Source organism: Arthrobacter phoenicis, from assembly GCF_047238215.1.
Lineage (GTDB): Bacteria > Actinomycetota > Actinomycetes > Actinomycetales > Micrococcaceae > Arthrobacter.
The window spans coordinates 2,300,232-2,322,212 of sequence record NZ_JBDFMK010000001.1 but is presented as its reverse complement, the minus strand read 5'-3'; the positions used below and the strand labels follow the sequence as shown (position 1 = coordinate 2,322,212).

General features: G+C 68.4%; 23 protein-coding genes. 8 read left to right on the top strand and 15 right to left on the bottom strand.

Going from position 1 to position 21,981, the window contains the following annotated elements:
• Positions 1-45: 45 nt before the first annotated feature.
• From ccsB to ABC337_RS10910, 5 genes are read right to left on the bottom strand one after another with little or no spacing between them, the layout of a single operon-like run.
• Entirely contained in the window at positions 46-1,155 is a 1,110-nt protein-coding gene (gene ccsB / locus ABC337_RS10930) for a c-type cytochrome biogenesis protein CcsB (protein ID WP_412883936.1), read from the bottom strand.
• Positions 1,155-3,014, bottom strand: coding sequence for a cytochrome c biogenesis protein ResB (resB, locus tag ABC337_RS10925; protein ID WP_412883937.1), 1,860 nt, complete (start codon positions 3,012-3,014; stop codon positions 1,155-1,157). Before resB ends, ccsB begins: the two co-directional genes overlap by 1 nt.
• Positions 3,014-3,769 (bottom strand): cytochrome c biogenesis CcdA family protein, encoded by a 756-nt coding sequence (locus ABC337_RS10920; RefSeq protein WP_290256115.1) that lies wholly within the window; start codon positions 3,767-3,769, stop codon positions 3,014-3,016. Before ABC337_RS10920 ends, resB begins: the two co-directional genes overlap by 1 nt.
• A gap of 16 nt (positions 3,770-3,785) precedes the next feature.
• Complete coding sequence (locus tag ABC337_RS10915; protein ID WP_412883938.1) at positions 3,786-4,397, bottom strand: TlpA family protein disulfide reductase; 612 nt, start codon at positions 4,395-4,397, stop codon at positions 3,786-3,788.
• Positions 4,398-4,399: 2 nt separating this feature from the next.
• Positions 4,400-5,065 (bottom strand): histidine phosphatase family protein, encoded by a 666-nt coding sequence (locus ABC337_RS10910; protein WP_412883939.1) that lies wholly within the window; start codon positions 5,063-5,065, stop codon positions 4,400-4,402.
• A 213-nt stretch (positions 5,066-5,278) separates the two neighbouring features.
• Between ABC337_RS10910 and ABC337_RS10905 the strand changes: the two genes are divergently transcribed.
• The 3 genes from ABC337_RS10905 (at position 5,279) to ABC337_RS10895 (ending at position 7,431) form a co-directional block, all read left to right on the top strand.
• Positions 5,279-5,827 (top strand): YceI family protein, encoded by a 549-nt coding sequence (locus ABC337_RS10905; protein ID WP_412883940.1) that lies wholly within the window; start codon positions 5,279-5,281, stop codon positions 5,825-5,827.
• Positions 5,828-5,980: 153 nt separating this feature from the next.
• Positions 5,981-6,502: a hypothetical protein gene (locus tag ABC337_RS10900; RefSeq protein ID WP_412883941.1), complete on the top strand. Its 522-nt coding sequence runs from the start codon at positions 5,981-5,983 to the stop codon at positions 6,500-6,502.
• Between the two features lie 140 nt (positions 6,503-6,642).
• Positions 6,643-7,431 carry a hypothetical protein gene (locus ABC337_RS10895; RefSeq protein ID WP_412883942.1) on the top strand — a complete coding sequence of 263 codons (789 nt, stop codon included), beginning with the start codon at positions 6,643-6,645 and terminating at the stop codon, positions 7,429-7,431.
• 40 nt (positions 7,432-7,471) lie between these two features.
• On the opposite strand, the gene ABC337_RS10890 is transcribed toward ABC337_RS10895, so the two are convergent.
• Together ABC337_RS10890 and ABC337_RS10885 are read right to left on the bottom strand one after the other, a co-directional pair.
• Positions 7,472-8,179: a redox-sensing transcriptional repressor Rex gene (locus ABC337_RS10890; RefSeq protein ID WP_290256121.1), complete on the bottom strand. Its 708-nt coding sequence runs from the start codon at positions 8,177-8,179 to the stop codon at positions 7,472-7,474.
• Between the two features lie 107 nt (positions 8,180-8,286).
• Positions 8,287-8,571, bottom strand: coding sequence for a glutaredoxin family protein (locus ABC337_RS10885; protein ID WP_412883943.1), 285 nt, complete (start codon positions 8,569-8,571; stop codon positions 8,287-8,289).
• A 172-nt stretch (positions 8,572-8,743) separates the two neighbouring features.
• On the opposite strand from ABC337_RS10885, the gene ABC337_RS10880 reads away from it, so the two are divergent.
• A complete protein-coding gene (locus ABC337_RS10880; RefSeq protein WP_412883944.1) occupies positions 8,744-9,562 on the top strand; it encodes an HAD family hydrolase in 819 nt (272 codons plus the stop codon).
• 116 nt (positions 9,563-9,678) lie between these two features.
• Here ABC337_RS10880 and ABC337_RS10875 read toward each other — a convergent pair whose 3' ends face one another.
• From ABC337_RS10875 to ABC337_RS10865, 3 genes are all read right to left on the bottom strand, one after another.
• Positions 9,679-9,777: a 30S ribosomal protein bS22 gene (locus tag ABC337_RS10875; RefSeq protein ID WP_003792170.1), complete on the bottom strand. Its 99-nt coding sequence runs from the start codon at positions 9,775-9,777 to the stop codon at positions 9,679-9,681.
• A gap of 193 nt (positions 9,778-9,970) precedes the next feature.
• Entirely contained in the window at positions 9,971-10,183 is a 213-nt protein-coding gene (locus ABC337_RS10870) for a helix-turn-helix domain-containing protein (RefSeq protein WP_290256124.1), read from the bottom strand.
• A 97-nt stretch (positions 10,184-10,280) separates the two neighbouring features.
• Complete coding sequence (locus tag ABC337_RS10865; protein ID WP_412883945.1) at positions 10,281-11,453, bottom strand: 3-deoxy-7-phosphoheptulonate synthase; 1,173 nt, start codon at positions 11,451-11,453, stop codon at positions 10,281-10,283.
• Positions 11,454-11,840: 387 nt separating this feature from the next.
• On the opposite strand from ABC337_RS10865, the gene ABC337_RS10860 reads away from it, so the two are divergent.
• Both ABC337_RS10860 and ABC337_RS10855 read left to right on the top strand, forming a co-directional pair.
• Entirely contained in the window at positions 11,841-13,247 is a 1,407-nt protein-coding gene (locus ABC337_RS10860) for an alpha-hydroxy acid oxidase (protein WP_412883946.1), read from the top strand.
• 98 nt (positions 13,248-13,345) lie between these two features.
• On the top strand, positions 13,346-14,788 hold the full coding sequence (locus ABC337_RS10855; RefSeq protein WP_487247082.1) for an IS30 family transposase: 1,443 nt from the start codon (positions 13,346-13,348) through the stop codon (positions 14,786-14,788).
• Between the two features lie 97 nt (positions 14,789-14,885).
• Here the strand turns inward: ABC337_RS10855 and ABC337_RS10850 are convergent, their stop codons facing one another.
• Together ABC337_RS10850 and ABC337_RS10845 are read right to left on the bottom strand one after the other, a co-directional pair.
• Positions 14,886-15,464 carry an ArsR/SmtB family transcription factor gene (locus tag ABC337_RS10850; RefSeq protein ID WP_412883947.1) on the bottom strand — a complete coding sequence of 193 codons (579 nt, stop codon included), beginning with the start codon at positions 15,462-15,464 and terminating at the stop codon, positions 14,886-14,888.
• 55 nt (positions 15,465-15,519) lie between these two features.
• Positions 15,520-16,743 (bottom strand): acetoin utilization protein AcuC, encoded by a 1,224-nt coding sequence (locus tag ABC337_RS10845; protein ID WP_412883948.1) that lies wholly within the window; start codon positions 16,741-16,743, stop codon positions 15,520-15,522.
• Positions 16,744-16,843: 100 nt separating this feature from the next.
• Here ABC337_RS10845 and ABC337_RS10840 point away from each other — a divergent pair, with 100 nt between their 5' ends.
• Positions 16,844-18,277, top strand: coding sequence for a TrkH family potassium uptake protein (locus ABC337_RS10840; protein WP_412883949.1), 1,434 nt, complete (start codon positions 16,844-16,846; stop codon positions 18,275-18,277).
• The gene (locus ABC337_RS10835; protein ID WP_290256130.1) at positions 18,270-18,956 is read left to right on the top strand and encodes a potassium channel family protein; all 687 of its coding nucleotides are present in this window, start codon (positions 18,270-18,272) and stop codon (positions 18,954-18,956) included. The genes ABC337_RS10840 and ABC337_RS10835 overlap by 8 nt, the downstream gene beginning before the upstream one ends.
• A 54-nt stretch (positions 18,957-19,010) precedes the next feature.
• Here the strand turns inward: ABC337_RS10835 and ABC337_RS10830 are convergent, their stop codons facing one another.
• The 3 genes from ABC337_RS10830 to ABC337_RS10820 all read right to left on the bottom strand — a co-directional run bounded on the left by ABC337_RS10830 (position 19,011) and on the right by ABC337_RS10820 (position 21,915).
• Complete coding sequence (locus ABC337_RS10830) at positions 19,011-19,592, bottom strand: HhH-GPD-type base excision DNA repair protein (protein ID WP_412883950.1); 582 nt, start codon at positions 19,590-19,592, stop codon at positions 19,011-19,013.
• A 37-nt stretch (positions 19,593-19,629) separates the two neighbouring features.
• Complete coding sequence (gene proC, locus ABC337_RS10825; RefSeq protein WP_412883951.1) at positions 19,630-20,463, bottom strand: pyrroline-5-carboxylate reductase; 834 nt, start codon at positions 20,461-20,463, stop codon at positions 19,630-19,632.
• Between the two features lie 273 nt (positions 20,464-20,736).
• A complete protein-coding gene (locus tag ABC337_RS10820) occupies positions 20,737-21,915 on the bottom strand; it encodes a Ppx/GppA phosphatase family protein (protein ID WP_412883952.1) in 1,179 nt (392 codons plus the stop codon).
• Positions 21,916-21,981 lie beyond the last annotated feature (66 nt).

Sequence of the window (21,981 nt, the reverse complement as noted above, 5' to 3'; positions counted from 1 at the left end):
CCGGCCCGAGAGACCGGGACCAGCGCCCCGAGAGGGTCCCCGCCCCTACAGCCCCGAGTAGGAGTGCAGGCCGTTGAAGAACTGGTTCACGATGGTGAAGTTGAAGACCACGCACAGGTAGCCGACGATCGAGAGCCAGGCCGCACGGGTGCCGGTCCAGCCGCGGGTGGCGCGGGCGTGCAGGTATCCGGCGTAGACCACCCAGATCACGAACGTCCAGACTTCCTTGGTGTCCCAGCCCCAGAAGCGGCCCCAGGCCTTCTCGGCCCAGATCGCACCGAACATGAGTGTGAAGGTCCAGCCGACGAAGGCGATGGCATTGATCCGGTAGGAGAGGTTCTCCAGGCTCAGGGCGTTCGGGACCAGCCGCATGAAGCCCAGCTTGTCCTTGCCGCCGGCCGCCACGGTCTTCTGCCGGTGCGACTGCACCAGCTGCAGGGCGGACATCGCGAAGGTCAGGGTGAACAGCGCGGAGGACAGCACCGCGATGGAGACGTGGATCAGCAGCCAGTAGCTCTGCAGCGCCGGTACGAGGTGGCCCACGGGGGTCCAGAAGGCGACGGAGGCGGCCACCAGCATGATGATGGCCAGGCCGATCACGAAGGTACCCAGGAAGCGCAGGTCGCGGCGGATCAGCACCAGCAGGAAGACCGCCACGGCAACGAAAGCGCCAGTGGTGAGGAATTCGTACATGTTGCCCCACGGCACACGGCCGGCGCCGAAGCCTCGGGTGATGACGCCCGCGGCGTGGATGGCCGCACCCAGGACTGCGAGGGCGACGGCGACGCGGGCGGGAACCCGGCGCTCGGAGCCGTAGCGCATGCCGCCGTCGGCCGTCAGACCGGCACCGTCGGCGGCGGATCCCGCGGCGGAGGAGGTCGGCCGCTCAGCCCGGTCGGCGGGACCGGTCAGCTCGGGACCGCCAGTGCTGCCACCGGCGGCGCCGACCCCGGCGCCCACCGGGACGCGCGCGGACTGGGCCGTCGAGCGCTCGGCCGCTGAGAGCTCCGCCGCCTTCTGGTCCACGGCGCGGAGCATCTTGCTGCTCTTAGCCAGGTCCCAGGCGAAGGCGATGAACGCGATCGTGTACGTACCGGCCGCCAGGAGCATGAAGAGCTCGCTGTACTGGCCCATGGTTTCGTTGATGGGGAACATTACTGATCCTTCTTTGACTCGGTAGAGCCGGGTGTGGGCTGGGTGGCGTCTGCGGCGGCGTCCTCCGGGGCTGTTGACTCCCCGGCGCCGGGCAGCGCGGTCTCCGCCCGGCCATTATCCGCCATGGTGCTGGGAGCGGGCTGGGAGGCTGGGCCTTGCGCCCCGCCGCCGGGAGCCTTTCCAGAGTCGGATTCCTCGTCCAGCGGCCAGGCGGCGGCGAGCATGGCGCGGATCGCGGCGGCTTCACCGGCCAGCCGGTGGTCCTCGCCGCGGGCCAGGAGGCCGTATTCGACCATGGTCCGGCCGTCCGGGTGGGTTCCGGTGCGGACCCAGGCCCGGCGCCGGTTGACGTAGAGGGAGGTCACCAGGCCGGCGACGGCGATCAGGGCGAACGCGAGGGCGGAGGCCTGGCCGGGGTTGTGGTGGATGTCGACGCCGACGTAGCGTTTGACGCCGTCGAATGTGATGGAGCCCTTGCCGTCCGGGAGGGTCTGCGTGGCACCAGGGGTGAGCACGATGCCCTTGGTCGGCAGGTTTCGGGCGTTCAGCGGGGTCAGCTTCTTGACGTCGAGCTCGAAGACGTTCTGCGGGGCGCCGTCGTTCAGGCCCAGGTCGCCGTAGTAGGAGTTCAGCGTCAGCTGGGGGTTGAACAGCTCGGGGTCCCCGCTGAAGGAGACACCCTCGGGGGTGATGAAGGCGGTGGGCAGGAAGAACCCGGCGAACGCGAGCTGGTCCGGCTTGGCGTCCGGGACCTTGATGACCACGGAGGAGTAGTAGTTGTCGCCCTGCAGCTTGGCCACCACCGGGCCCTGCATGGCGACGTTGCCGGCGCCGTCGCGGACGGTAACCACAGGGGCGTAGCCGTTACCGGTGAGGTAGACGCTGGTGCCGCCGAGGCTGAGCGGGTCGTTGACCTTCAGCACTTCCTGCTTGGCCGGCGAGTCCGGGGTTTCCTTGGTGGTGACGTCGGCCTTGAAGTCGATCGGCTGGCCGAACTTGCCCTTCGACTCACGGTCGAAGGTGATCTGGAACTTGTCCAGCTGGATCGAGTACGGCTGCAGCTGGCTGGACTGGAAGTTGGTGCCGGGGCTGAACTGGTCGTAGCCCACCAGGGTGTTGACGAAGGTGTCGCCCTCCACCAGGATCCGCTGGCCGCTGTAGCCGAAGAGGCCGCCGGCGGCGACGGAGACCAGCACGCCGATCAGGGCGGTGTGGAAGACCAGGTTGCCGACTTCCTTGAACAGGCCGCGTTCGGCGCCGACGGAGGGCCGTTCGCCGTCGCGGTCCCTGACCTCTACGCGGTAGCCGCGCTTCTTCAGCAGCGCCGCGGCGTCCTCGATGGCGCGCGAGGCCGGGATCCCGGCGTCGGCGGGGATGATCAGGGTGCCGTATTCGGGCAGCCGGGACAGCCGGGCCGGGGTGCGCGGGGGCTGGGACCGCATCGCCTTGTAGTGGACGATGGCGCGCGGCACCACGCAGCCGATCAGCGAGATGAACAGCAGCAGATAGATCGCGGAGAACCACGCCGATGAGTACACGTCGTAGAGCTGCAGCGAGTCGAGCAGCTTGCCGTAGTCCGGGTGGTCCTTGATGTACTGCGTGACGATGGCGGGATTGGCCGCCCGCTGCGGGAACAGGGACCCGGGGACGGCCGCGACGGCGAGGAGCAGCAGCAGGAACAGCGCGGTGCGCATGCTGGTCAGCTGGGTCCAGGCCCAGCGCAACATGCCCAGCGGGCCCAGCGTGGGCAGCACCGCCTCGGACTTGGCCGAGGAGACTGCCTTCTTCCGGGGCTTGGTGGTGGTGCCGCTCTTGCCGTCCGGCGTGGTTTTCGTTTGTTCGTTCACTCGCTCGCTCATCAGATCGGCAACTTCACATCGGTTTGGAACCAGTACTGCAGGCCGGACACCCAGGCGCCCCACACGCCGGTGGCCATCAGCAGCCCCAGGGCTATCAGGATGCCGCCCCCGGTGCGCTGGATGGCGAGCCGGTGCTTGCGGAAAAAGGACATGACGCCGACGCCGCGGCGCACGGCCAGGGCGATCAGCAGGAACGGGATACCCAGGCCCAGGCTGTAGACGAAGGCCAGCAGGGCGCCCTTGGCGGCGGAGGAGCCGCCGGAGAGGCTCAGGAGCTGGACGGCGGAGTAGGTGGGGCCGATGCACGGCGCCCAGCCAAGACCGAAGGTGACGCCCAGCAGCGGAGCGCCCCAGAGACCGGCCGGCGGCTTGGCGTGGATCTTGGCGTCACGCTGCAGCCAGGAGAATCCGCCCAGGAAGACCACGCCCATGATGATCACGAGGATGCCGAGCAGCTGGGTGATCCAGCCGTTCTGGGATCCGGTGATCAGCGTGCCGAGCTGGCCGAACGCCCCGCCGAGCAGGACGAAGATGACCGAGAAGCCCAGCACGAACAGCCCGATCCCGGCCAGCATCCGTCCGCGGCGCTGTTTCTGCAGGTCGACGCCGGTCAGTCCGGTCACGTAGCCGAGGTAGCCGGGCACCAGCGGCAGCACGCAGGGGGACAGAAAGGACACGAACCCGGCCAGCAGGGCCACCGGGATGGCCAGCAGGAGGGATCCGTTGAGGATGGCTTCGGCGAAGGGACTGTTCACGGCGGCAGCTACCGGCTCACTCGGCCACGGCTGCGGCGATGAGGGACTTCAGGGTGCCCTTCTCGATTTCGCCGAGCACGCGGGAGGCCACCCGGCCCTGCTTGTCGAGAACCAGGGTGGTGGGGACGGCGCCGGGCGGAACCAGGCCGGAGACGGCCAGAAGGACCGCCCCGTCCTTGTCGTTGAAGCTCGGGTAGGTCAGGTTAAAGGTCTTGTCGAACGCGTCCGCCGTCGCCTTCTCGTCGCGGAGGTTGACGCCGTAGAACTGCACGCCCTGGTCCTTGAACTCCTGGTGCAGGGCCTCCAGCGACGGGGCCTCCACCCGGCAGGGGGCGCAGGCGGCGAACCAGAAGTTCAGCACGGTGACCTTGCCCTGGAACTGCGCTGCGGTGACGGTGGTGCCGTCGAAGAGGGTGCCCTTGAGGTCCACCGGCTTCTTCCGGTCCGCGGCAGCGAATTCGGTGACGGAGCCGTCGCCGGCAACGTAGTTCTTGTTGTCCCCGGCCTTGGCCTGCTTGGCCAGGTCGTCTTCCTGGGCGCAGCCGGTCAGGCCCAGCACCGCGGCCAGGCCCGCACCGCCGGCGGCGAGGAGGCCGCGCCGGGTGACGCGGACGTTCGTCGTCTTCATGCTCAGGCTCCCGGTGTGCTGGACGCGCCCGGAAGCAGGGCGGCGGCGGGTTCGCTGTAGTCCACGCGCAGCAGCGTGCCGTCGTCGTTGAACACCAGGGAGGTGACGGACGTCAGGGTGCATTCGCGCTTGCGGGGATCGTGCCACAGCCGGCGGCCTTCGGCGCTCAGGCGCGTGGCCCAGATGGGCAGCTGGTGGCTGACCAGGATGGCCTGGGCGTCGTCGCCGCCGAGTTCCACGGCCTTGAGCCGGGCGTCCTGGACGGCGGCGCGGACGCGGGTGGCCTGCTCCTGGTACGGCTCTCCCCAAGAGGGGCGGAGCGGGTTGCGGAGCATGGGCCAGTGCCGGGGCTTGAGGATTTCGGAGCGGGACACCTGCATCCCCTCAAAGTAGTTGGCCGCCTCGATGATGCGTTCCTCGGTGGCGATCGGCAGGCCCAGTGCCTGCGAGATCGGCTGCGCCGTCTCCTGCGCCCGGGTCAGGGGCGACGCCGCCAGATGCACGATATTGGCGCCCTCGGCGACGCGGCGGCTGAAGTGGTCCGCGACGGTCTGCGCCATCTCCCGGCCCAGCTCGGAGAGGTGGAATTCCGGGAGCCTGCCGTAGAGGACGCCGTCGGGATTATGGACCTCGCCATGGCGGAGCAGATGAACAGTCGCGTGGGGCATGTGTACCAGTTTCTCAAAGGGCAGGGGCAATGACGAAATCTTCTACGAGGAGTAGAACTCAAGTTTTTTCCGAAATGTTCCCCGCAGGTGGAATAAAAGATGCAAATGCATGTTTATACTGGGTGAAGCAGTTAGTTGAGACTTCAACCAATGAGGCCGCGACCGACGATCAGACAACGATCCGAACGAACCACTTACTCAAGGAGAACCACCATGGCACTTCCCGCTAACCTCACCGCCGGCACCTGGACCCTCGACAACTCGCACAGCGAGATCGGCTTCACCGTCCGCCACGCGGGCATCAGCAAGGTCCGCGGCCAGTTCAAGGAAGCCGACGCCACCCTCGACCTCTCCGAGAACGTCGCCGACTCCAAGGTCAACGCCACCATCAAGACCGCCAGCTTCGACTCCGGCGACGCCAACCGCGACGGCCACGTCCGCGGCGAAGATTTCTTCGACGTCGAGAAGTTCCCGGAGATCTCCTTCGTCTCCAACGGCATCGTCGAGAAGGGCGACGCCTACGAACTGCAGGGCGACCTGACCATCAAGGGCATCACCCGCCCCGTCACCCTCGAGACCGAGCTCAACGGCGTGGCCGTCGACCCCTTCGGCAACACCCGCGCCGGCCTGACCGCCGAGACCACCATCAGCCGCAAGGACTTCGGCCTGACCTGGAACGCCATGCTCGAAGCCGGCGGCGTGCTGGTCAGCGACAAGGTTGCCATCAACCTGGAACTGGCCTTCATCGCCCCCGCAGCCTAGTCTGCACACCCGGCAGCGCCGGGCACTTCCGGCCACCGCGGCCGGCCCCACGAATGCCCCGCACCTCTTCGGATGGTGCGGGGCATTCGCGCATTTACGCGGTCCCCGGGTGGCGGCTCGAAACCGTCAGCGGGTCCGTCTACAGTGAAATTCATGAGCACCACCGGCGACCTTCCCGAGCCACCCAAGCCAGGCGCCAACCGGTTCGCGTGGCCCGCAGACCACCCCCGGAGCTTCCGCGAAGTTCTGCCGGGGGGCGGTTACGCGGGAATGTTCATGGTCCCGCCGATGCCCGTGCCCCTGAGGATTTCCTACTGGATTTGGGTGGCCGGCGGCCTCCTCGGGCTGCTGGCCGGCGTCGTCGGACTCTTCGGCGGGCTGGTCCTCTTTGTCGTCTCCCCCGGCCCCGGCATCCTGTTGCTGCTGCTGGTCCTGATCGCCCTGGCCCTCGCGGCTGCCCAGGTGACGCTGGCCATGAAGATGAAGGAGGGCCGGGAATGGGCCCGGTACGCCCTGACCGTCGCCGCGGGGGTGAGCCTCCTGCTGGCCGCCGTCAGCACCGGGTTAGCCGGGGGCGGGAGCTGGCCCAGCTTCGTCATCTGCCTCGCAGCCACGCTGCTGATGTGGCTCCCGGCGGCCCAGGCCTGGTTCGACGCCGGCAAGTCCCGGACCTGAGACCGCCGGACTTCAGGGGAAGTGGGCGGCATCCGTTCCCCCACAAGGGCGCGCGGGCGGGGTACGGTGGGACTATCCACGCTGGGGGCAGGGTCTAGGCGCTGATCCCGGCAGTTCGCCTTCGAATGCAGAGGACCGCCATGACCAACCCGCCAGTCGAGCCCTCCAGCCCTGACGGGCACGAGTCCGGCACACCCCAGTACGGACAAAATGCGCCGCAGTCCGGCCAGCCCCAATACGGGCAGAACGCTCCCCAGTACGGCCAGCAGGCTCCCCAATATGGGCAGCAACAGCCGCAGTACGGGCAGCAGGCACCCCAGTACGGGCAGCAGCCGCAGTACGGGCAAAATGCACCGCAATACGGCCAGAACGCGCCGCAGTACGGGCAGCCTCAGTATGGCCAGCAACCCCCGGCGTACACCAACGGCCCCTCGCCGTACGGGTACCCCTCCGAGCAGCCGCAGCAGTCCGCCGCGGGCCAGCCGCAGCTGCTGAACACCGCGTTCTGGCTGCTGGTGACCTCCGGCGTCGTCTGGGTGATCTCGTTGCTCCTGGCCCTCGGCACCCTGGACAACCCCGCGATGCGCAGCACCGTCGAGCAGCAGATGGCCGCCGGCGGCGCGGACATCAGCTATGACAGCATCAAGGGCGCGGTGGTGGTCAGCATCATCGTCTTCGCCGTGATCAGCGCCGGCCTGTACGCCCTGGTGGCCCTGAACGTCCGGAAGGGCCGGAACTGGGCTCGCATCCTGGGCACTGTGCTGGCGGCCCTGTCGCTGCTGAGCCTGTTCCCGCTGAGCCTCGGCACGCTTGCCGTGGTCCTCGGCGTCGCCGGCATCGTGATCCTGTACATGCCCGCCGTCGCGCCGTACTTCAAGAAGCAGCAGCCGTTCGCCAACCCGTACGGCCAGAACCCGTACGGCCGCTAGACTCACGCGCTGGGCGCGGGGGCCGGGGCCGCCGACTGAATCAGTCGGCGTCGTCCGGGTCCTGCGCCCTTTGTGCGTGGTAGGCAAGGATCTGCAGTTCGGTGGCCATGTCCACCTTCCGCAGGTTGACCCCGTCCGGGACCTGGAGCATCACCGGGGCGAAGCTGAGGATGCTGCGTACCCCGGCGGCCACCACCCGGTCGCAGACGCTCTGGGCGACGGCGGCGGGCAACGCCAGGACCACCATGTTGGCGCCGGTGCGGTGCAGGACCGCCTCGAGGTCGGCCGCATCGCTGACCCGCAGCCAGCCCACCTCGCTGCCGATCACCATCTGGTCGGCGTCGAGGATGGCGACGATGTCGAAGCCGCGGGATTCGAACCCGCCGTACCGGGCCAGGGCCTTGCCCAGGTTGCCAGCGCCGACGATCGCGACTTTCCAGTCCCGGGTCAGTCCCAGGGCCGCGGCAATGTGCTGGTTCAGGTACTGCACCTCATAGCCGACGCCGCGGGTGCCGTAGGAGCCGACGTAGGACAGGTCCTTGCGGAGGGTGGAGGAGCTGACCCCGGAGGCCTCGGCGAGCGATTCGGAGGAGACCCGGTCCACTCCCTCGGACAGGAGCGTGGTCAGGGCGCGCAGATAGAGTGTCAGCCGCGCCACGGCCGCGGGCGGGATCTGCTTGGCGGCTGCGCCGGCACCCGCGGCCAGGGCGCCGGGGGTGGGGTCCAGCGAGGTCACTATCTGCTCCATCGAGTTTTGTTGTGTTCCCACTCTAGGGCCGGGCGACTTCGGCCCACAAAGCAGGGGCGGCCGGACGGCTAATCAGTGCCAGGCTGAGTGACCTGCTCAGTGACGGCTTAGTGGCCGGTGCCGAGCGCACGGGTGAGGGTCCGCGTCAGCCGCGCCTCGTCGATCCGCCAGAAGTCACGCTGCACGCCGTCCACCAGCACCACCGGAATCTCCTCGGCGAAGCGCTCCCGCAGGGCCGCGTCGTCGTCGATCGACTGCTCTGACCACTCCAGGCCAAGCGCGGATGTCACCCGGGTCACTGCGTCGCGTGCGTCCTCGCACAGGTGGCAGTTCGGCTTGGTGATGAGGACGACGGCGGGACTGGGCGCCTGGTGCGGGTCGGTGGTGGCCATGGTTTAACGGTAGCCGGGGGCCGCCGCCGTCGTCGACGCAGCATCGGCTGGCCCCGACGAAGGCTCATGGTCCGTCTCCCGGCCCCGTTTCCCCGGCATTTCGGCGCGGCCCTTCGGTGCGGCGGACGGCTCCGATCACGGGGATGCCTGCCGCATTGACTAGACTCGTGGCATGCCCGAGGAGAAGATCGTCGCCGTCGCCGCGCGGACGGCAGCGTCACCGAAGCACGGCGAAGCTGCCTTCTTCGACGTCGACAACACGCTGATGCGCGGCGCCAGCCTCTTCCACGTGGCACGCAAAATGCACCAGCGCGGGGCGTTCACCCTCCGCCAGGCCGCCGGGTTTGGCTGGAAGCAGCTGATGTTCGTCTGCCGCGGCGAGAATCTCGAGGACGTCCACGCCGTCCGCGATACCGCCCTCAGCCTGGCCTCCGGCTTCACCGTCAGGGACATCGAGGCCCTCGGCGAAGAGGTCTACGACGAGATGATTGAGTCCCGGATCTGGCCCGGTACCAAGGCACTCGCCGAACAGCACCTGCGGATGGACCGCCCGGTCTGGCTGGTCACCGCGACGCCGATCGAGGTGGCCACCGTGATCTCCACCCGGCTGGGCCTCACCGGCGCACTCGGCACCGTGGGCGAGATCCACGAGGGCTCGTACACCGGGCGGTTGGTGGGCGACATCCTGCACGGTCCGGCGAAGGCCGTCGCCGTCCGCCGCATCGCCGAGGAGCAGGGCCTGGACCTGTCCCGCTGCTGGGCCTACAGCGACTCGCACAACGACATTCCCCTGCTGAGCATGGTGGGCCACCCCGTGGCGATCAATCCGGACGCCCGGCTGCGCCGCCACGCCCGCGAGAACAACTGGCCGGTCTACGATTTCCGGTCCGGCCGCCGCGCAGCAACCCTGGGCCTGAAGGCGGCCACGGTCGGCGGCGCCATCTACGGCCTCTGGCGCAGCTACTCCCGCTTCCGCGGCCCCTCCGCCTAAGCTCCCCCGTCTTCTCCCGGCCGTAAACCACGGACGTCCCGCCCGCGCCTAAATCCGGGCAAAGAAAATGCCCGCTGCCGGAAGGCAACGGGCATTTCACGCTGAACGAAGTATCTCTACTTCTTGTTGCGGCGCTGGTGGCGGGTCTTGCGAAGCAGCTTGCGGTGCTTCTTCTTGGCCATACGCTTGCGACGCTTCTTAATAACTGAACCCACGAAAGTTCCTTACCGGCTAGATGCAGTACCTGCCCGTTGGGAAGTGTCCGCGGGCTTAGCAGCAGACTGAAACAACTGACAGGTTCTTACAATGACGTAAAACGTTCCTTAACAGGGTACCGCCTTTGCGGCCCCTACCACGACCGCGGCCCGGGCAAGGGTGTACTGCGGCCCGGGCTGAACGGCGGCGGACTCAGGCTGTTTCGGTGTGCCCGTCGACCACAGCACCCTTGAGGTACTGTTCGACGGCGCTTTCCGGAACCCGGTAGGAGCGGCCAAAACGCACCGCCGGCATTTCACCGGAGTGCACCAGGCGATACACGGTCATCTTGGATACGCGCATGACCTCCGCGACCTCGGCCACAGTGAGAAAGCGCGCGTTGGAGAAGTTGGCCTCCGAAGACATTTCCCTTATTCCTTTTGCTCAAGCGAACGGCTGCCCCGTCTGAACGACATGGCGGTGTGCCGATGCTGAGCCATCAAACAACCATGTGCTAGATACTCTAGGGGTTTCTGGTGCCAATGTGAAAGAGTTCCTCAGGAATTGGGCAGGACGACTCCGCCGAAACCCGGTCCCGGCGGGCGCGGGCCGAAGCCGCCAGCTGATCCAGGACGGACGCCGTGACGTCCCAGTCCATGCAGGCGTCCGTCACGCTCTGGCCGTAGGTCAGGTCGTCGGTCCCGGCGGCGTGCGCCTCGACGTCGAGCGCCTGGGCCCCGCCCACCAGGAAGCTCTCCAGCATCACGCCGCCGATCGCCGCCGCGGACGCCCCGCCGTTCTCCAGCTGCGCTCCGACCTCCAGGGCCACCTCGGCCTGCCGGTGGTGGTTCTTGCCACTGTTGGCGTGGCTGGCATCCACGATCAGGCGCGGGTTCAGCTGCCGTCCGGCCAGCTTGGCGGAGGCCTCCTCGACGTCGGCGGCGGCGTAGTTCGGGCCGCCACTGCCGCCGCGCAGGATGACGTGAGTGTCCGGGTTGCCGGCGGTGCTGACCATGGCGGCCCGGCCGTCGCTGTCGATGCCGAGGAACGCCTGTGCGGCGGCGGCCGCGCTGCAGGCATCGAGCGCCACCTGCAGGCCGCCGTCGGTGCCGTTCTTGAACCCGATCGGCATGGACAGGCCCGAGGCGAGCTGGCGGTGGATCTGGCTCTCGGTGGTGCGGGCACCGATCGCACCCCAGGACACCAGGTCGGCCATGTACTGCGGGCTGATCGGCTCCAGGAACTCGGTGGCGGTGGGCAGGCCCAGGGCGGTGACCTGGCGCAGGAACTGCCGGGCGGCCCGCAGGCCGCCCGCGATGTCGTGGCCGCCGTCGAGCCCCGGATCGTTGATCAGGCCCTTCCAGCCCACCGTGGTCCGCGGCTTCTCGAAGTAGGTCCGCATGACGATCAGCAGGTCCCCGCGGTGCTTCTCGGCCTGGCTGACCAGCCGGCGGGCGTATTCCAGCCCGGCCTTGGGGTCGTGGATCGAGCAGGGGCCCACGATCACCAGGAGCCGGTCGTCGACGCCGTCCATCACCGCGCGCACCTCGTCCCGGCCGCGGGCGACGACGTCGGCGCAGCGCTCGTCGAGCGGCAGGTCGGCAATCATCGCCTGCGGGGTGGGCAGCGGGGTGAAGTCGTTGATCCGCAGGTCAGAGGTGGACTGCTGGCGGGCCGGGGCTGCTTCGATGCTCATGATGGGTCCTGTTCCGGATGGGGAGCGGGCCCTGATCAGAACCCGCCGGAGAAATGGCGAAGGGCAGAGAATGATCTCTGCCCTGTTGGCTCTGAAGGAAAGTTGGATGCGTGTCAGTTAGACGCGGGCCCCTCCAGAGCCAACGAAAAATACGCATACCAACGGTTAGTCATGGCAATGACCATAGCCCCGCGGCCGGGCCGCCGCAAAAAGCGGCCCGTAACATTCGCCCGGGCGGACGATGGTTGAACTGGGCGCCCCGCCGTCCTACAGTGTGGTTAGACCACACGATCCAGGGCCACCTTCCCGCGATCCATGGACCATGGCATGCACCGAATTCCAAAGACCGACACCGCAATCCACAGCGTGAGAGACCCGGAGGCAGCAATGACGCAACCCGTAGGGACCACCAACCCCGAGGCGCCCACCACACCGCAGGACACCGGAGCGGATGACGCTTCGGGCACCTTCGACGGCGGCGCCGGGGCGGACGCCGGCGCACCTGCCGCCCAGCCGGCGTCCCAGCAGACAGGCGCCCAGGCGCACGCCCTGCCGCACGCCCTGCCCGACGCCCTGCGGCGCAGGATCCCGAAGTACGCGGACCTGGCGCCGCTGATGCAGTTCAAGAAGCCGGAACTCGGCCGTGCCGCCCGCCTCCGCCGTGCCAGCACCATCTGGGACCTCCGCGCCATCGCCAAGCGGCGGACGCCCAAGGCCCCGTTCGACTATACGGACGGCGCCGCCGAGGCAGAGATCACCCTGAACCGCGCCCGGCAGGCCTTCCAGGACATCGAATTCCGCCCGGGCGTGCTTCGCAACGTCTCCGCCATTGACCTGGGCACGGACATCCTGGGCAAGCCCTCCCGGCTGCCGTTCGGCATCGCCCCCACCGGCTTCACCCGGATGATGCAGTCCGAGGGCGAGTACGCCGGTTCCCGGGCGGCCGCCGCGGCAGGCATCCCCTACACCCTCTCCACCATGGGTACCGCCTCCATCGAGGACGTCGCGACCGCCGCGCCGGAGGGCCGGAACTGGTTCCAGCTCTACCTCTGGACGGACCGGGACCGCTCGCTGGAACTGATCGAACGGGCGGCGAAGGCCGGGAACGACACCCTGATGGTCACCGTGGACACCGCCATCGCCGGGGCACGGCTGCGCGACGTCCGCAACGGCATGACCATCCCGCCGGCCCTGACGCTGAAGACGGTCCTGGACGCCTCCTACCGGCCGGAATGGTGGTTCAACTTCCTCACCCACGAGCCGCTCACGTTCGCCTCGCTCTCGCGGTACACCGGCACGGTGGCCGACCTGATCAACTCGATGTTCGACCCCACCCTGACCTTCGAGGACCTGGACTGGCTCCGGGAAACCTGGAAGGGCAAGCTGGTGGTCAAGGGCATCCAGACCGTCGACGACGCCCGCAAGGTCGTCGATCACGGGGCCGACGGCGTCGTGCTCTCCAACCACGGAGGCCGGCAACTGGACCGCGCCCCGATCCCCTTCCACCTCCTGCCGGAGGTCACGGCGGCGCTCCGTTCCGACAACAGCGACGCGGCCGTCATCCTGGACACCGGCATCATGAGCGGCGCGGACATCATCGCGGCACTGGCGATGGGGGCGGACTTCACGCTGATCGGACGGGCCTACCTGTACGGGCTGATGGCCGGCGGCCAGGCCGGCGTGGAGCGGGCCATCGAGATTCTGGCCACCGACATGCGCCGCACCATGGCGCTCCTGGGCGTGAGCCGCATCGCGGACCTGACCCCCGACCACGTGCACCTGCTGCAGCGGTAGGAGCCGCCCGCCCCAGAGGACACACAGATCAGGCCGCCATGAACGGCGGGTTCTAGCGGTCGTTGCAACACCCAGAATTTTTGGGAGTTGCAACGACCGTGTCGTCTTTAACGGCAAAGCCACGAACCAGCAAGAGATACACCCAGGAACAGAAGGATCAGTTCTTTACCGTGTTTGACCGGCTGAGGAGCACGCGGGCAGCGGCCAGGGAGCTTGGATTCAGCCCGGATACGTGCGCTGCCTGGGTGCGTAAAGCTGGCTTGAAAGGTCAGGGGAAGCCGGGGGCGCGCCCGCACCAGGGACGGGACGAGTACTTCCGGTTGCGCGGTACCGGCTGGAGCCGGCGGGAGGCGGCCACGATGGTCGGCGTGCATCCCAGGACGGCGGCGGAGTGGGACCTTGGGATCCGTAAGTCCAACGGCCGACGTATTTACGCTGATGGTCGCATGGTCGATTACAAACGTGGTGTGACCACAATGACCACGCCCGCTGCCGGGCTCGGAATGGCGCCCGTTCCTGCGATGCCGGTGTCGGCGCTGGAGAAGACCATCGATTCGCGGTTTCTGAGTGTGCAGGAGCGGGAACTGATCCGGGATCTGCAGGCCGCAGGCTCCTCAATCAGGGCAATCGCCCAGGCGCTTGGTCGTGCGCCGTCATCGATCAGCCGGGAGCTGCGCCGGAACGCCGATGCGCGGATGGGGTATCTGCCGCACGGGGCTCACCGGAAAGCCGCCGCCCGCCGGAGACGCCCCAAGATGGCCAAGCTCGCGGGCGGGTCGGACCTGCGTGACTATGTGAAGGGGAAATTGCTCATACGCTGGTCACCGGAACAGATCAGCCACACACTGGTCGAGGAGTTCCCCGACAACCCGGAGATGCGCGTGAGTCCCGAGACGATTTACCAGTCCCTCTACGTCCAGGCGCGGGGCGGGCTTAAACGCGAAGTCCAGGCGGCGCTGCGCACCGGCCGGACCCGCCGTAAATCCCACCGGACAGGGGAACAACGCACCCCCAGGTTCGTGGATCCGATGGTCATGATTTCCGAGCGGCCACCAGAGGTCGAGGACCGCGCGGTGCCCGGGCATTGGGAAGGAGACCTCATCACCGGTGCGCTGAACCAGTCAGCGATCGGCACCCTGGTCGAACGCACCACCCGCTACGTCATGCTCGTCCACCTGCCCGGGAACCACACGGCCGAAACCGTCCGCGATGGACTCATCAACACCATGGCCGCCCTGCCGGCGCACCTGCGCGGCTCACTGACCTGGGACCAGGGAGCGGAAATGGCAGGGCACAAAACCTTCACCCTCGCCACCGACATGCAGGTCTACTTCTGCGACCCGGCCAGCCCATGGCAACGCGGCTCGAACGAAAACACCAACGGGCTGCTGCGCCAGTACTTCCCCAAAGGCACGGACCTTTCCGCCTACGGCCCCGAAGACCTCGAACACGTAGCCCAGGAACTCAACGGCCGCCCACGCAAAACGCTCGGCTGGAAAACTCCAGCCGAGCGTCTGCGTGATTTACTAATACCCACCTAACCAGCAGGTGTTGCAACGACCCCTAGAAACCGCCAACATTCATGGCGGCCTGATGTGTGCGGTCAGGGTCTTGCGGCCCGAGTCGTGCGGCCCCGCGTTACTTCTTGCGGCCGAACTTCGGCAGGTTGGCCAGCAGGTCCGCGGCGCGGGTGGCGGCGCGGCCCACGGTCCGGCCGATCTGCTGGGGCCGCCGGTCCTCGGCCACGGCGCCCGGCGCAAGGGTTCCGTCGGGCAGGGTGCCGACGGGGAGCGCCACGGCGGGGCTCAGCGAGCTCTCCGCCGGGAGCCGGGTGGACTGGCCATTGTCGGACGGCGTTCCGGTGACGGCGTCGGCCAGGCTCCCGGGCGCCTCGGCCGGCGCGGCATCGACCGCCACAGTTTCGGCAGGCGCGGTGGCAACGGGTTCGGCGGGAGCAACGCCGTCGAACGTGCCCAGCCAAGAGGCGACGTCGGCGAGCGGCCCGGGGTTCAGCGCGTAATAGCGCTTCTGGCCCTGAGCCCTCATGCTGACCAGGTCCGCCTCGCGCAGGACCTTGAGGTGCTTGGAGATGGTGGGCTGGCTGGCCTCAAGTTCCTGCACCAGCTCCCCCACGGCCTTGTCCCCGTCGCGGAGGGCCATCAGGATCTCCCGGCGGGTGGACTCTGCAATGACGGCAAATACGTCGTCTGTCACCATGCCCTCCACCCTAGCGACATATACGCCGGATGGCATCCACCGGGCGGGGCCGGGCTCAGTCGAACCAGGGGTCCAGGCCGTAGAGCGGGAAAACTTCCTTGCGGGTGGCCATAACGGTGCGGTCCACGGCGTCGTTGGGATCGAAGCCGACCTCCCAGGAGCGCCACCAGAGATCCACGTCGTCGCCCATCACCGTGGGCGGTTCCACGCCGTACTTCGCCCCGTAGGTGTCCTTGACGTGCTGGCGCCAGTCCTCCGGCACCGCGGTGCGCAACGGCACGGGCCGGCCGGCGGCGATCGCCACCAGGTGGCTCCAGGACCGCGGCACCACTGTGATGACGTTGTACCCGCCGCCGCCGGTGGCGATCCACCGGTTGTCGCAGTAGCGGGCGGCGAGGCCGGCGACGGCGGACGCCGCCTCCCGCTGGCCGTCCACGCTGATGTTCAGGTGCGTCAGCGGGTCCAGCTTGTGCGAGTCGCAGCCGTGCTGGCTAACGATGACCTCAGGTTCGAACGCCCCGATCAGCTGCGGGACGACGGCGTGGAAGGCGCGCAGCCAACCGGCGTCGCCGGTCCCGGCCGGGAGGGCCACGTTCACGGCGCTGCCCTGCGCGTTGGGGCCGCCGATCTCGTTGGCGAACCCGGTGCCGGGGAACAGCGTCAGCCCGGTCTCGTGCAAGGAAATGGTGAGCACGCGCGGGTCATCCCAGAAGATGCTCTGCGTCCCGTCGCCGTGGTGGGCGTCGACGTCGATGTACGCCACCCGCTGCACCCCGCCGTCGAGCAGCCGCTGGATGGCAAGGGCGGCGTCGTTGTAGATGCAGAAGCCGCTCGCCCGCTCACGGGAGGCGTGGTGCATGCCGCCGCCGAAGTTCACGGCACGGACCGCGCTGCCGTCCAGGATGGCACCGGCCGCGAGCAGCGACCCGCCGGCCAGGCGCGCGCTCGCCTCGTGCATCCCGGCGAAAGCGGGGTCATCCTCGGTCCCGAGGCCCCGCTTCTCGTCCGGGGTCGCGGGATCGGCGCTGACGCGGCGGACGGCGGCGATGTAGTCCTCGCTGTGGACGGCGGCGAGTTCTGCGTCTGTGGCGACCTCCGGTGCGGCCACCGTGACGTGGTCGAGGTCCAGCAGGCCGAGGCTCCGGGACAGCCGGGCGGTCAGTTCCATCCGCTCCGGCGCCATGGGGTGGCTGTGGCCGAAGTTGTATGCCGTCATAGCGGAGTTCCACACCACCGTCGTTGGTAATGCGGCCTGGGCGAGTCCGGGCAGGAAAGTCATCCCTCACAGGCTACCGGAGCGGACACCGCCTCCCCCGTCCGGCCGCGGAATATAGTGGTTTACTACTGTGGACGCCGTTTCAACCGAGGACAAACCGCACATGAAGCAAAGCCAGTCGAGGTCAACCCACCCGGCCAGCTGGCACCCCGGCCAGCCGGACCGGGAAGGTTTGTGGGTCCTCACCCGGTTGCGCGACTTCGTGGACGACATCGCGAACACGTCTCCGGCCCGCCTGGCGGTCACCGCGTTCGCCGTCGTCGTCCTGGCCTTCACCGCCCTGCTGTCGCTGCCCGTGTCCTCCGCAACGGGCCAGGTCACGCCGCTGCACCAGGCTCTGTTCACCGCCGTCTCAGCGGTGTGCGTGACCGGCCTGACCGTAGTCTCCACCGCCGCGCACTGGTCCTTCTTCGGGCAACTCGTGATCCTGGTGGGAATCTTCGTGGGCGGCCTCGGCACCTTGACCCTGGCGTCCCTGCTGGCCCTGGTGGTGAGCAAGAAGCTCGGCGTCCGCGGCAAGCTCATCGCCCAGGAGGCCATGAACAACGCCGGCCGGCTCGGCGAGGTGGGCGCGCTGCTGCGGATCGTGATCGTCACCTCCGTGGTGATCGAGGCGGTGCTCGCCGCCGCACTGGTGCCGCGGTTCCTGTCCCTGGGCGAAAGCTTCGGCCAGTCCCTCTGGCACGGGATCTTCTACTCCATCTCCGCGTTCAACAACGCCGGGTTCACGCCGCACTCGGACGGGATCGTGCCCTACGAGACGGACCTGTGGATCCTGGTTCCGCTGATGGTGGGCGTCTTTCTGGGCAGCCTCGGCTTCCCGGTGGTGATGGTGCTGCAGCAGAACGGCCTGAACTGGAAGAAATGGAACCTGCACACCAAGCTGACCATCCAGGTCTCGCTGATCCTCCTGGCCGCCGGCGCCGTCCTCTGGGGCCTGCTGGAATGGAACAACGTCCGCACCATCGGCAGCATGAGCGTTGGCGACAAGATCACGCACTCGCTGTTCGCCTCCGTCATGACCCGCTCCGGCGGCTTCAACCTGGTGGACCAGAACCACATGGATTCGGCCACCATGCTGCTCAGCGACGCCCTGATGTTCGCCGGCGGTGGCTCGGCGTCGACGGCGGGCGGCATCAAGGTCACCACCATCGCCGTGATGTTCTTGGCCATCGTGGCCGAGGCCCGCGGCGACGCCGACGTGAAGATTTACGGCCGCACCATCCCGGAGGGCACCATGCGGGTGGCCATCTCGGTGATCGTCGCCGGAGCAACCCTGGTGGCGGTGTCCGCGCTCTTGCTGCTGCAGATCAGCGGCGCCACCCTGGACCGAGTCCTGTTCGAAACGATTTCCGCCTTCGCCACGGTGGGTCTGAGTACCAACCTCAGCGCCGAACTGCCGCCGGCAGGCGTCTATGTCCTCACCGTGCTGATGTTCGCCGGCCGCGTCGGGACCGTCACGCTCGCGGCCGGACTGGCCCTGCGCCAGCGAAGCCAGCTGTACCACTACCCGGAAGAGAGACCGATCATTGGCTAGTTCCTCAGGCGCCGTCAACCGCCCCGCCCACAATGCCCCGGTCCTGGTGATCGGGCTGGGCCGCTTCGGCGCGTCCACCGCCGAACAGCTCGTTAAGCAGGGCCGCGAGGTGCTGGCGATCGAACGCGACCGCACCCTGGTGCAGAAGTGGTCCAGCGTCCTCACCCACGTGGTGGAGGCCGACGCCACCAACATCGACGCCCTCCGCCAGCTCGGCGCGCAGGAGTTCAGCTCCGCCGTCGTGGGCGTGGGCACCTCGATCGAATCGTCCGTGCTGATCACCGTCAACCTGGTGGACCTCGGGATCGAGCACCTCTGGGTCAAGGCGATCACGCCCTCGCACGGCAAGATCCTTACCCGGATCGGCGCCAACCACGTCATCTACCCCGAGGCCGACGCCGGCGTCCGCGCGGCGCACCTGGTCTCCGGCCGGATGCTGGACTTCATCGAGTTCGACGACGACTTCGCGATCGTCAAGATGTACCCGCCGCGGGAGACCGTGGGCTTCACCCTGGAGGAGTCCAAGGTCCGGTCCAAGTACGGCGTGACCATTGTTGGCGTGAAGTCCCCCGGCGAGGACTTCACCTACGCCCGGCCGGAGACCAAGGTTTCCGCCCGGGACATGCTGATCGTCTCCGGCCACGTGGACCTGCTGGAACGCTTCGCCGCCCGGCCGTAGGGGCCGACGGCGGACGACGACGTCGGGTGTGCGCCCACCGTCGGACGCCGTCCGTCAGTCCGTGCCCTTGGCCGCCTTCGCCGCGGCCTTCGCGGCCTGCTTGCTGGCCCGCACCTTGACCAGGGAGTCGGGGTCGACGATGTCCGCCACGGACAGGTAGGCGTCCGCCTGGCCGTAGTGCCCGGCGGCCTCGCGCCAGCCCTCGGCCTTGAGGCCGCACTGCTTGCCCAGCAGCGCCAGGAAGATCTTCGCCTTCTGTTCGCCGAAGCCCGGGAGGGCCTTGAGCCGGCGCAGCACCTCGGCGCCGTCGGGGTCGCCCTGGGTCCAGATCGCGGTGGCGTCCCCGCCCCACTCCTTGTCCACGGTCTCGGCCAGCGCCTGGACCCGGCCGGCCATGGAGCCGGGGAACCGGTGCACGGCGGGCTTTTCCTTGAACACCTCGACGAAACCCTGCGGGTCGTAGCCCGCAATAGTGCCGGGCTCCAGCGATCCGATCCGGGTGCGGATCTTCTCCGGCCCGGCGAAGGCCGATTCCATGGTCACCTGCTGGTCCAGCAGCATGCCGGTGAGCAGGGCGAAGGCGTCGTCGCTGAGGAGCTTGTCCGCGGCGTCGTCGCCGGTGATGTGCAGTTCCATGCGTGCTGTCCTGTCCGTGTGCGGGTGGGGTTGGGCGTCAGCCCAGCTGTTTGGTGATCTCGGCGGCGCGCTCCGCGGCGGCCCGGGCACCGTCGGCGATGATGCCGGGCAGCCCCTGCTCGTCGAAGGTGGCGATCGCGCGTTCGGTCGTCCCGTTCGGGCTGGTCACGGCGATCCGCAGGGCGGTGGGGTCGGCGCCGGGTTCGGCGAGCATCAGGCCGGCACCGGCCACGGTCTCCCGGGCCAGCAGCTTGGACAGCTCCGGGTCCAGGCCCAGCTCAACGCCGGCGGCGGCCATTGCCTCGGCGAGGTAGAAGGCGTACGCCGGTCCGGAGCCACTGACCGCGGAGAGCGCGTCCACCTGGGCTTCCGGGATCTCGACGACGGTGCCTACGGCGGCAAAGATGTCCTTGGCCTGCTGCAGCTGTTCCGCCGAGCAGTGCGTCCCGCCGGAGACGGAGACGACGCCGCGGCCCAGGCGTGCGGGCGTGTTGGGCATGGTGCGGATCACCGGCTGCCCGGCCGGCAGCGCTGCTTCCAGCTGCTCCAGGGACACGGCCGCGGCGACGCTGACCACCAGCGTGTCCGGGGAGAGCGCCCCGCTGATTTCCCGGGCCAGCGCCGCGGTTCCCACGGGCTTGACGCCCAGGATCACGACGTCGGCACCGGTGGCGGCCTGCACGTTGTTCTCGGGTTCCTCTTCGCCGGCGATCGCGGTGATGCCGGCGTGCCGTTCGGCCAGTTCCGCGGCCCGTTCGGCCCTCCGCACGGTGGCGACGATGTCCGCGGGATCGGTCCCGCCGGCGATCAGTCCGCCCAGGATTGCCTCGTTCATTGACCCACAGCCCAGGAAGGCGATTCGGTTGCTCATGCCCCCATCATTGCAGTCGGCCCCGATTCACAGCCAGCTCACAACTTCGGGCCAGCTTGCTCCCATCCTCGGCCCCTACCGTAGTTAGTACCTCATCAAGAGGGTGCGAGTGATGCAGCAGGCATGCGGATGCCTGCCCCGGCACCGGTCGTCAGCAGCGGGTTTCCCCCATTTTCCCGCGAGCGACGGCCGGTGCTTTCGCGTTAACGAATGGTTCAGCGCGGAGCCGACGACGACGGCGGCCCGGCGCCCTCTCGAGCGGGGACAGCCCGGCTAGTGTTTCTTGTCCTTCTTGCCGTTTCCCTTTTCGTGGCCGTCCTTCTTCCCGCTGTCGTGTTCCTTGTCCTTCTTGGCGGCATCCTTCTTGTCGTCGTCGTCCGAGTCGTCGTCGGAGTCGTCGTGCTCGTCGTCGTCCTTGTCGGCGGAGTTCTTGCCCTCGTCGTCCGGGGCCTCGTCGTCGGGGGCCTGCAGCTCGGCGGGCTGGCTGGCCAGGGCTACATGGGGCGGCGGCTCCAGGGGCCCCTCGGTGACCAGCTGGTCCAGCCGGCGGAGGATCAGGCCTTCGCGGAGCGCCCAGGGGCAGATCTCCAGGCTGGGGAACTCGAACATCTCCAGGGCGGCCTCTGCCACGAGCGCGCCGGCCAGCAGCTGGGGTGCCCGGGCCTCTGAGACGGCGGGCAGGTGCAGGCGGTCCTCGATTTCCATGGCGGAGATGCGCTGAGCCCAGAGACCCAGGTCCGTGGCGTAGAGCTCGCGTTTGACGTAGGGGCCGGCCCCGCTCGGGGCCGCCCCGGCGATCCGGGCCAGCGACCGGAACGTCTTGGAGGTGCCGGCCACGTGGTTGGCCCGGCCCAGGCTCTGGAACTCCTTGACAACGGGTTTCAGGGTCTCCCGAATGTACTTGCGCAGTTCCTTGACGCTCTTGGCCGAGGGCGGGTTCTCCAGCAGCCAGTCGCGGGTGAGGCGGCTGGCGCCGAGCGGGACGGACGTTGCCAGTTCCGGCAGCTCGTCCTCGCCGTAGGCCATTTCGAAGGAGCCGCCGCCGATGTCCAGGTTGAGCATGGGCCCGGCACCCCAGCCGTACCAGCGGCGCACGGCAAAGAAGGTCATGGACGCTTCCTCGCTGCCGCTGAGTTCGCGCAGCGTCACGGTGGTCTCATGCTTGACGCGGGCCAGCACCTCGCTGCCGTTGGTGGCCTCGCGGATGGCGGAGGTACAGAAGGCCAGCAGGTCCTCGGCCTTGTGCTTGGCGGCGAATTCCCAAGCCTCGAGGACGAACTCCACGAGCTCGTTCTGGCCCTCGTCGCTGATGTTGCCGTCACCGTCCAGGTGCTGGACCAGGGAGAGGGAGCGCTTATGCGAGGCGAAGGCCACCGGCCGGGCACCGGGATGGGCGTCCACGAGGAGAAGGTGGACGGTGTTGGACCCTATGTCGAGTACGCCTAGTCGCATAGGCACATTATTGCCCGGCGGGTACCGGCCGCCTAAAGAGCCGCGCCCGCGGACCACTGCCGGTCC

Excerpts from the sequence above, each read along its gene's own strand:
- resB (WP_412883937.1), bottom strand. The coding sequence starts at position 3,014 with ATGAGCGAGCGAGTGAACGAACAAACGAAAACCACGCCGGACGGCAAG.
- ABC337_RS10910 (WP_412883939.1), bottom strand. The coding sequence starts at position 5,065 with ATGCCCCACGCGACTGTTCATCTGCTCCGCCATGGCGAGGTCCATAAT.
- ABC337_RS10915 (WP_412883938.1), bottom strand. The coding sequence starts at position 4,397 with ATGAAGACGACGAACGTCCGCGTCACCCGGCGCGGCCTCCTCGCCGCC.
- ABC337_RS10820 (WP_412883952.1), bottom strand. The coding sequence starts at position 21,915 with ATGCGACTAGGCGTACTCGACATAGGGTCCAACACCGTCCACCTTCTC.
- ABC337_RS10860 (WP_412883946.1), top strand. The coding sequence starts at position 11,841 with ATGACGCAACCCGTAGGGACCACCAACCCCGAGGCGCCCACCACACCG.
- ABC337_RS10865 (WP_412883945.1), bottom strand. The coding sequence starts at position 11,453 with ATGAGCATCGAAGCAGCCCCGGCCCGCCAGCAGTCCACCTCTGACCTG.
- ABC337_RS10905 (WP_412883940.1), top strand. The coding sequence starts at position 5,279 with ATGGCACTTCCCGCTAACCTCACCGCCGGCACCTGGACCCTCGACAAC.
- ABC337_RS10870 (WP_290256124.1), bottom strand. The coding sequence starts at position 10,183 with ATGTCTTCGGAGGCCAACTTCTCCAACGCGCGCTTTCTCACTGTGGCC.
- proC (WP_412883951.1), bottom strand. The coding sequence starts at position 20,463 with ATGAGCAACCGAATCGCCTTCCTGGGCTGTGGGTCAATGAACGAGGCA.
- ABC337_RS10880 (WP_412883944.1), top strand. The coding sequence starts at position 8,744 with ATGCCCGAGGAGAAGATCGTCGCCGTCGCCGCGCGGACGGCAGCGTCA.
- ABC337_RS10840 (WP_412883949.1), top strand. The coding sequence starts at position 16,844 with ATGAAGCAAAGCCAGTCGAGGTCAACCCACCCGGCCAGCTGGCACCCC.
- ABC337_RS10900 (WP_412883941.1), top strand. The coding sequence starts at position 5,981 with ATGAGCACCACCGGCGACCTTCCCGAGCCACCCAAGCCAGGCGCCAAC.
- ABC337_RS10830 (WP_412883950.1), bottom strand. The coding sequence starts at position 19,592 with ATGGAACTGCACATCACCGGCGACGACGCCGCGGACAAGCTCCTCAGC.
- ABC337_RS10885 (WP_412883943.1), bottom strand. The coding sequence starts at position 8,571 with ATGGCCACCACCGACCCGCACCAGGCGCCCAGTCCCGCCGTCGTCCTC.
- ABC337_RS10850 (WP_412883947.1), bottom strand. The coding sequence starts at position 15,464 with ATGGTGACAGACGACGTATTTGCCGTCATTGCAGAGTCCACCCGCCGG.
- ABC337_RS10890 (WP_290256121.1), bottom strand. The coding sequence starts at position 8,179 with ATGGAGCAGATAGTGACCTCGCTGGACCCCACCCCCGGCGCCCTGGCC.
- ccsB (WP_412883936.1), bottom strand. The coding sequence starts at position 1,155 with ATGTTCCCCATCAACGAAACCATGGGCCAGTACAGCGAGCTCTTCATG.
- ABC337_RS10845 (WP_412883948.1), bottom strand. The coding sequence starts at position 16,743 with ATGACTTTCCTGCCCGGACTCGCCCAGGCCGCATTACCAACGACGGTG.
- ABC337_RS10895 (WP_412883942.1), top strand. The coding sequence starts at position 6,643 with ATGACCAACCCGCCAGTCGAGCCCTCCAGCCCTGACGGGCACGAGTCC.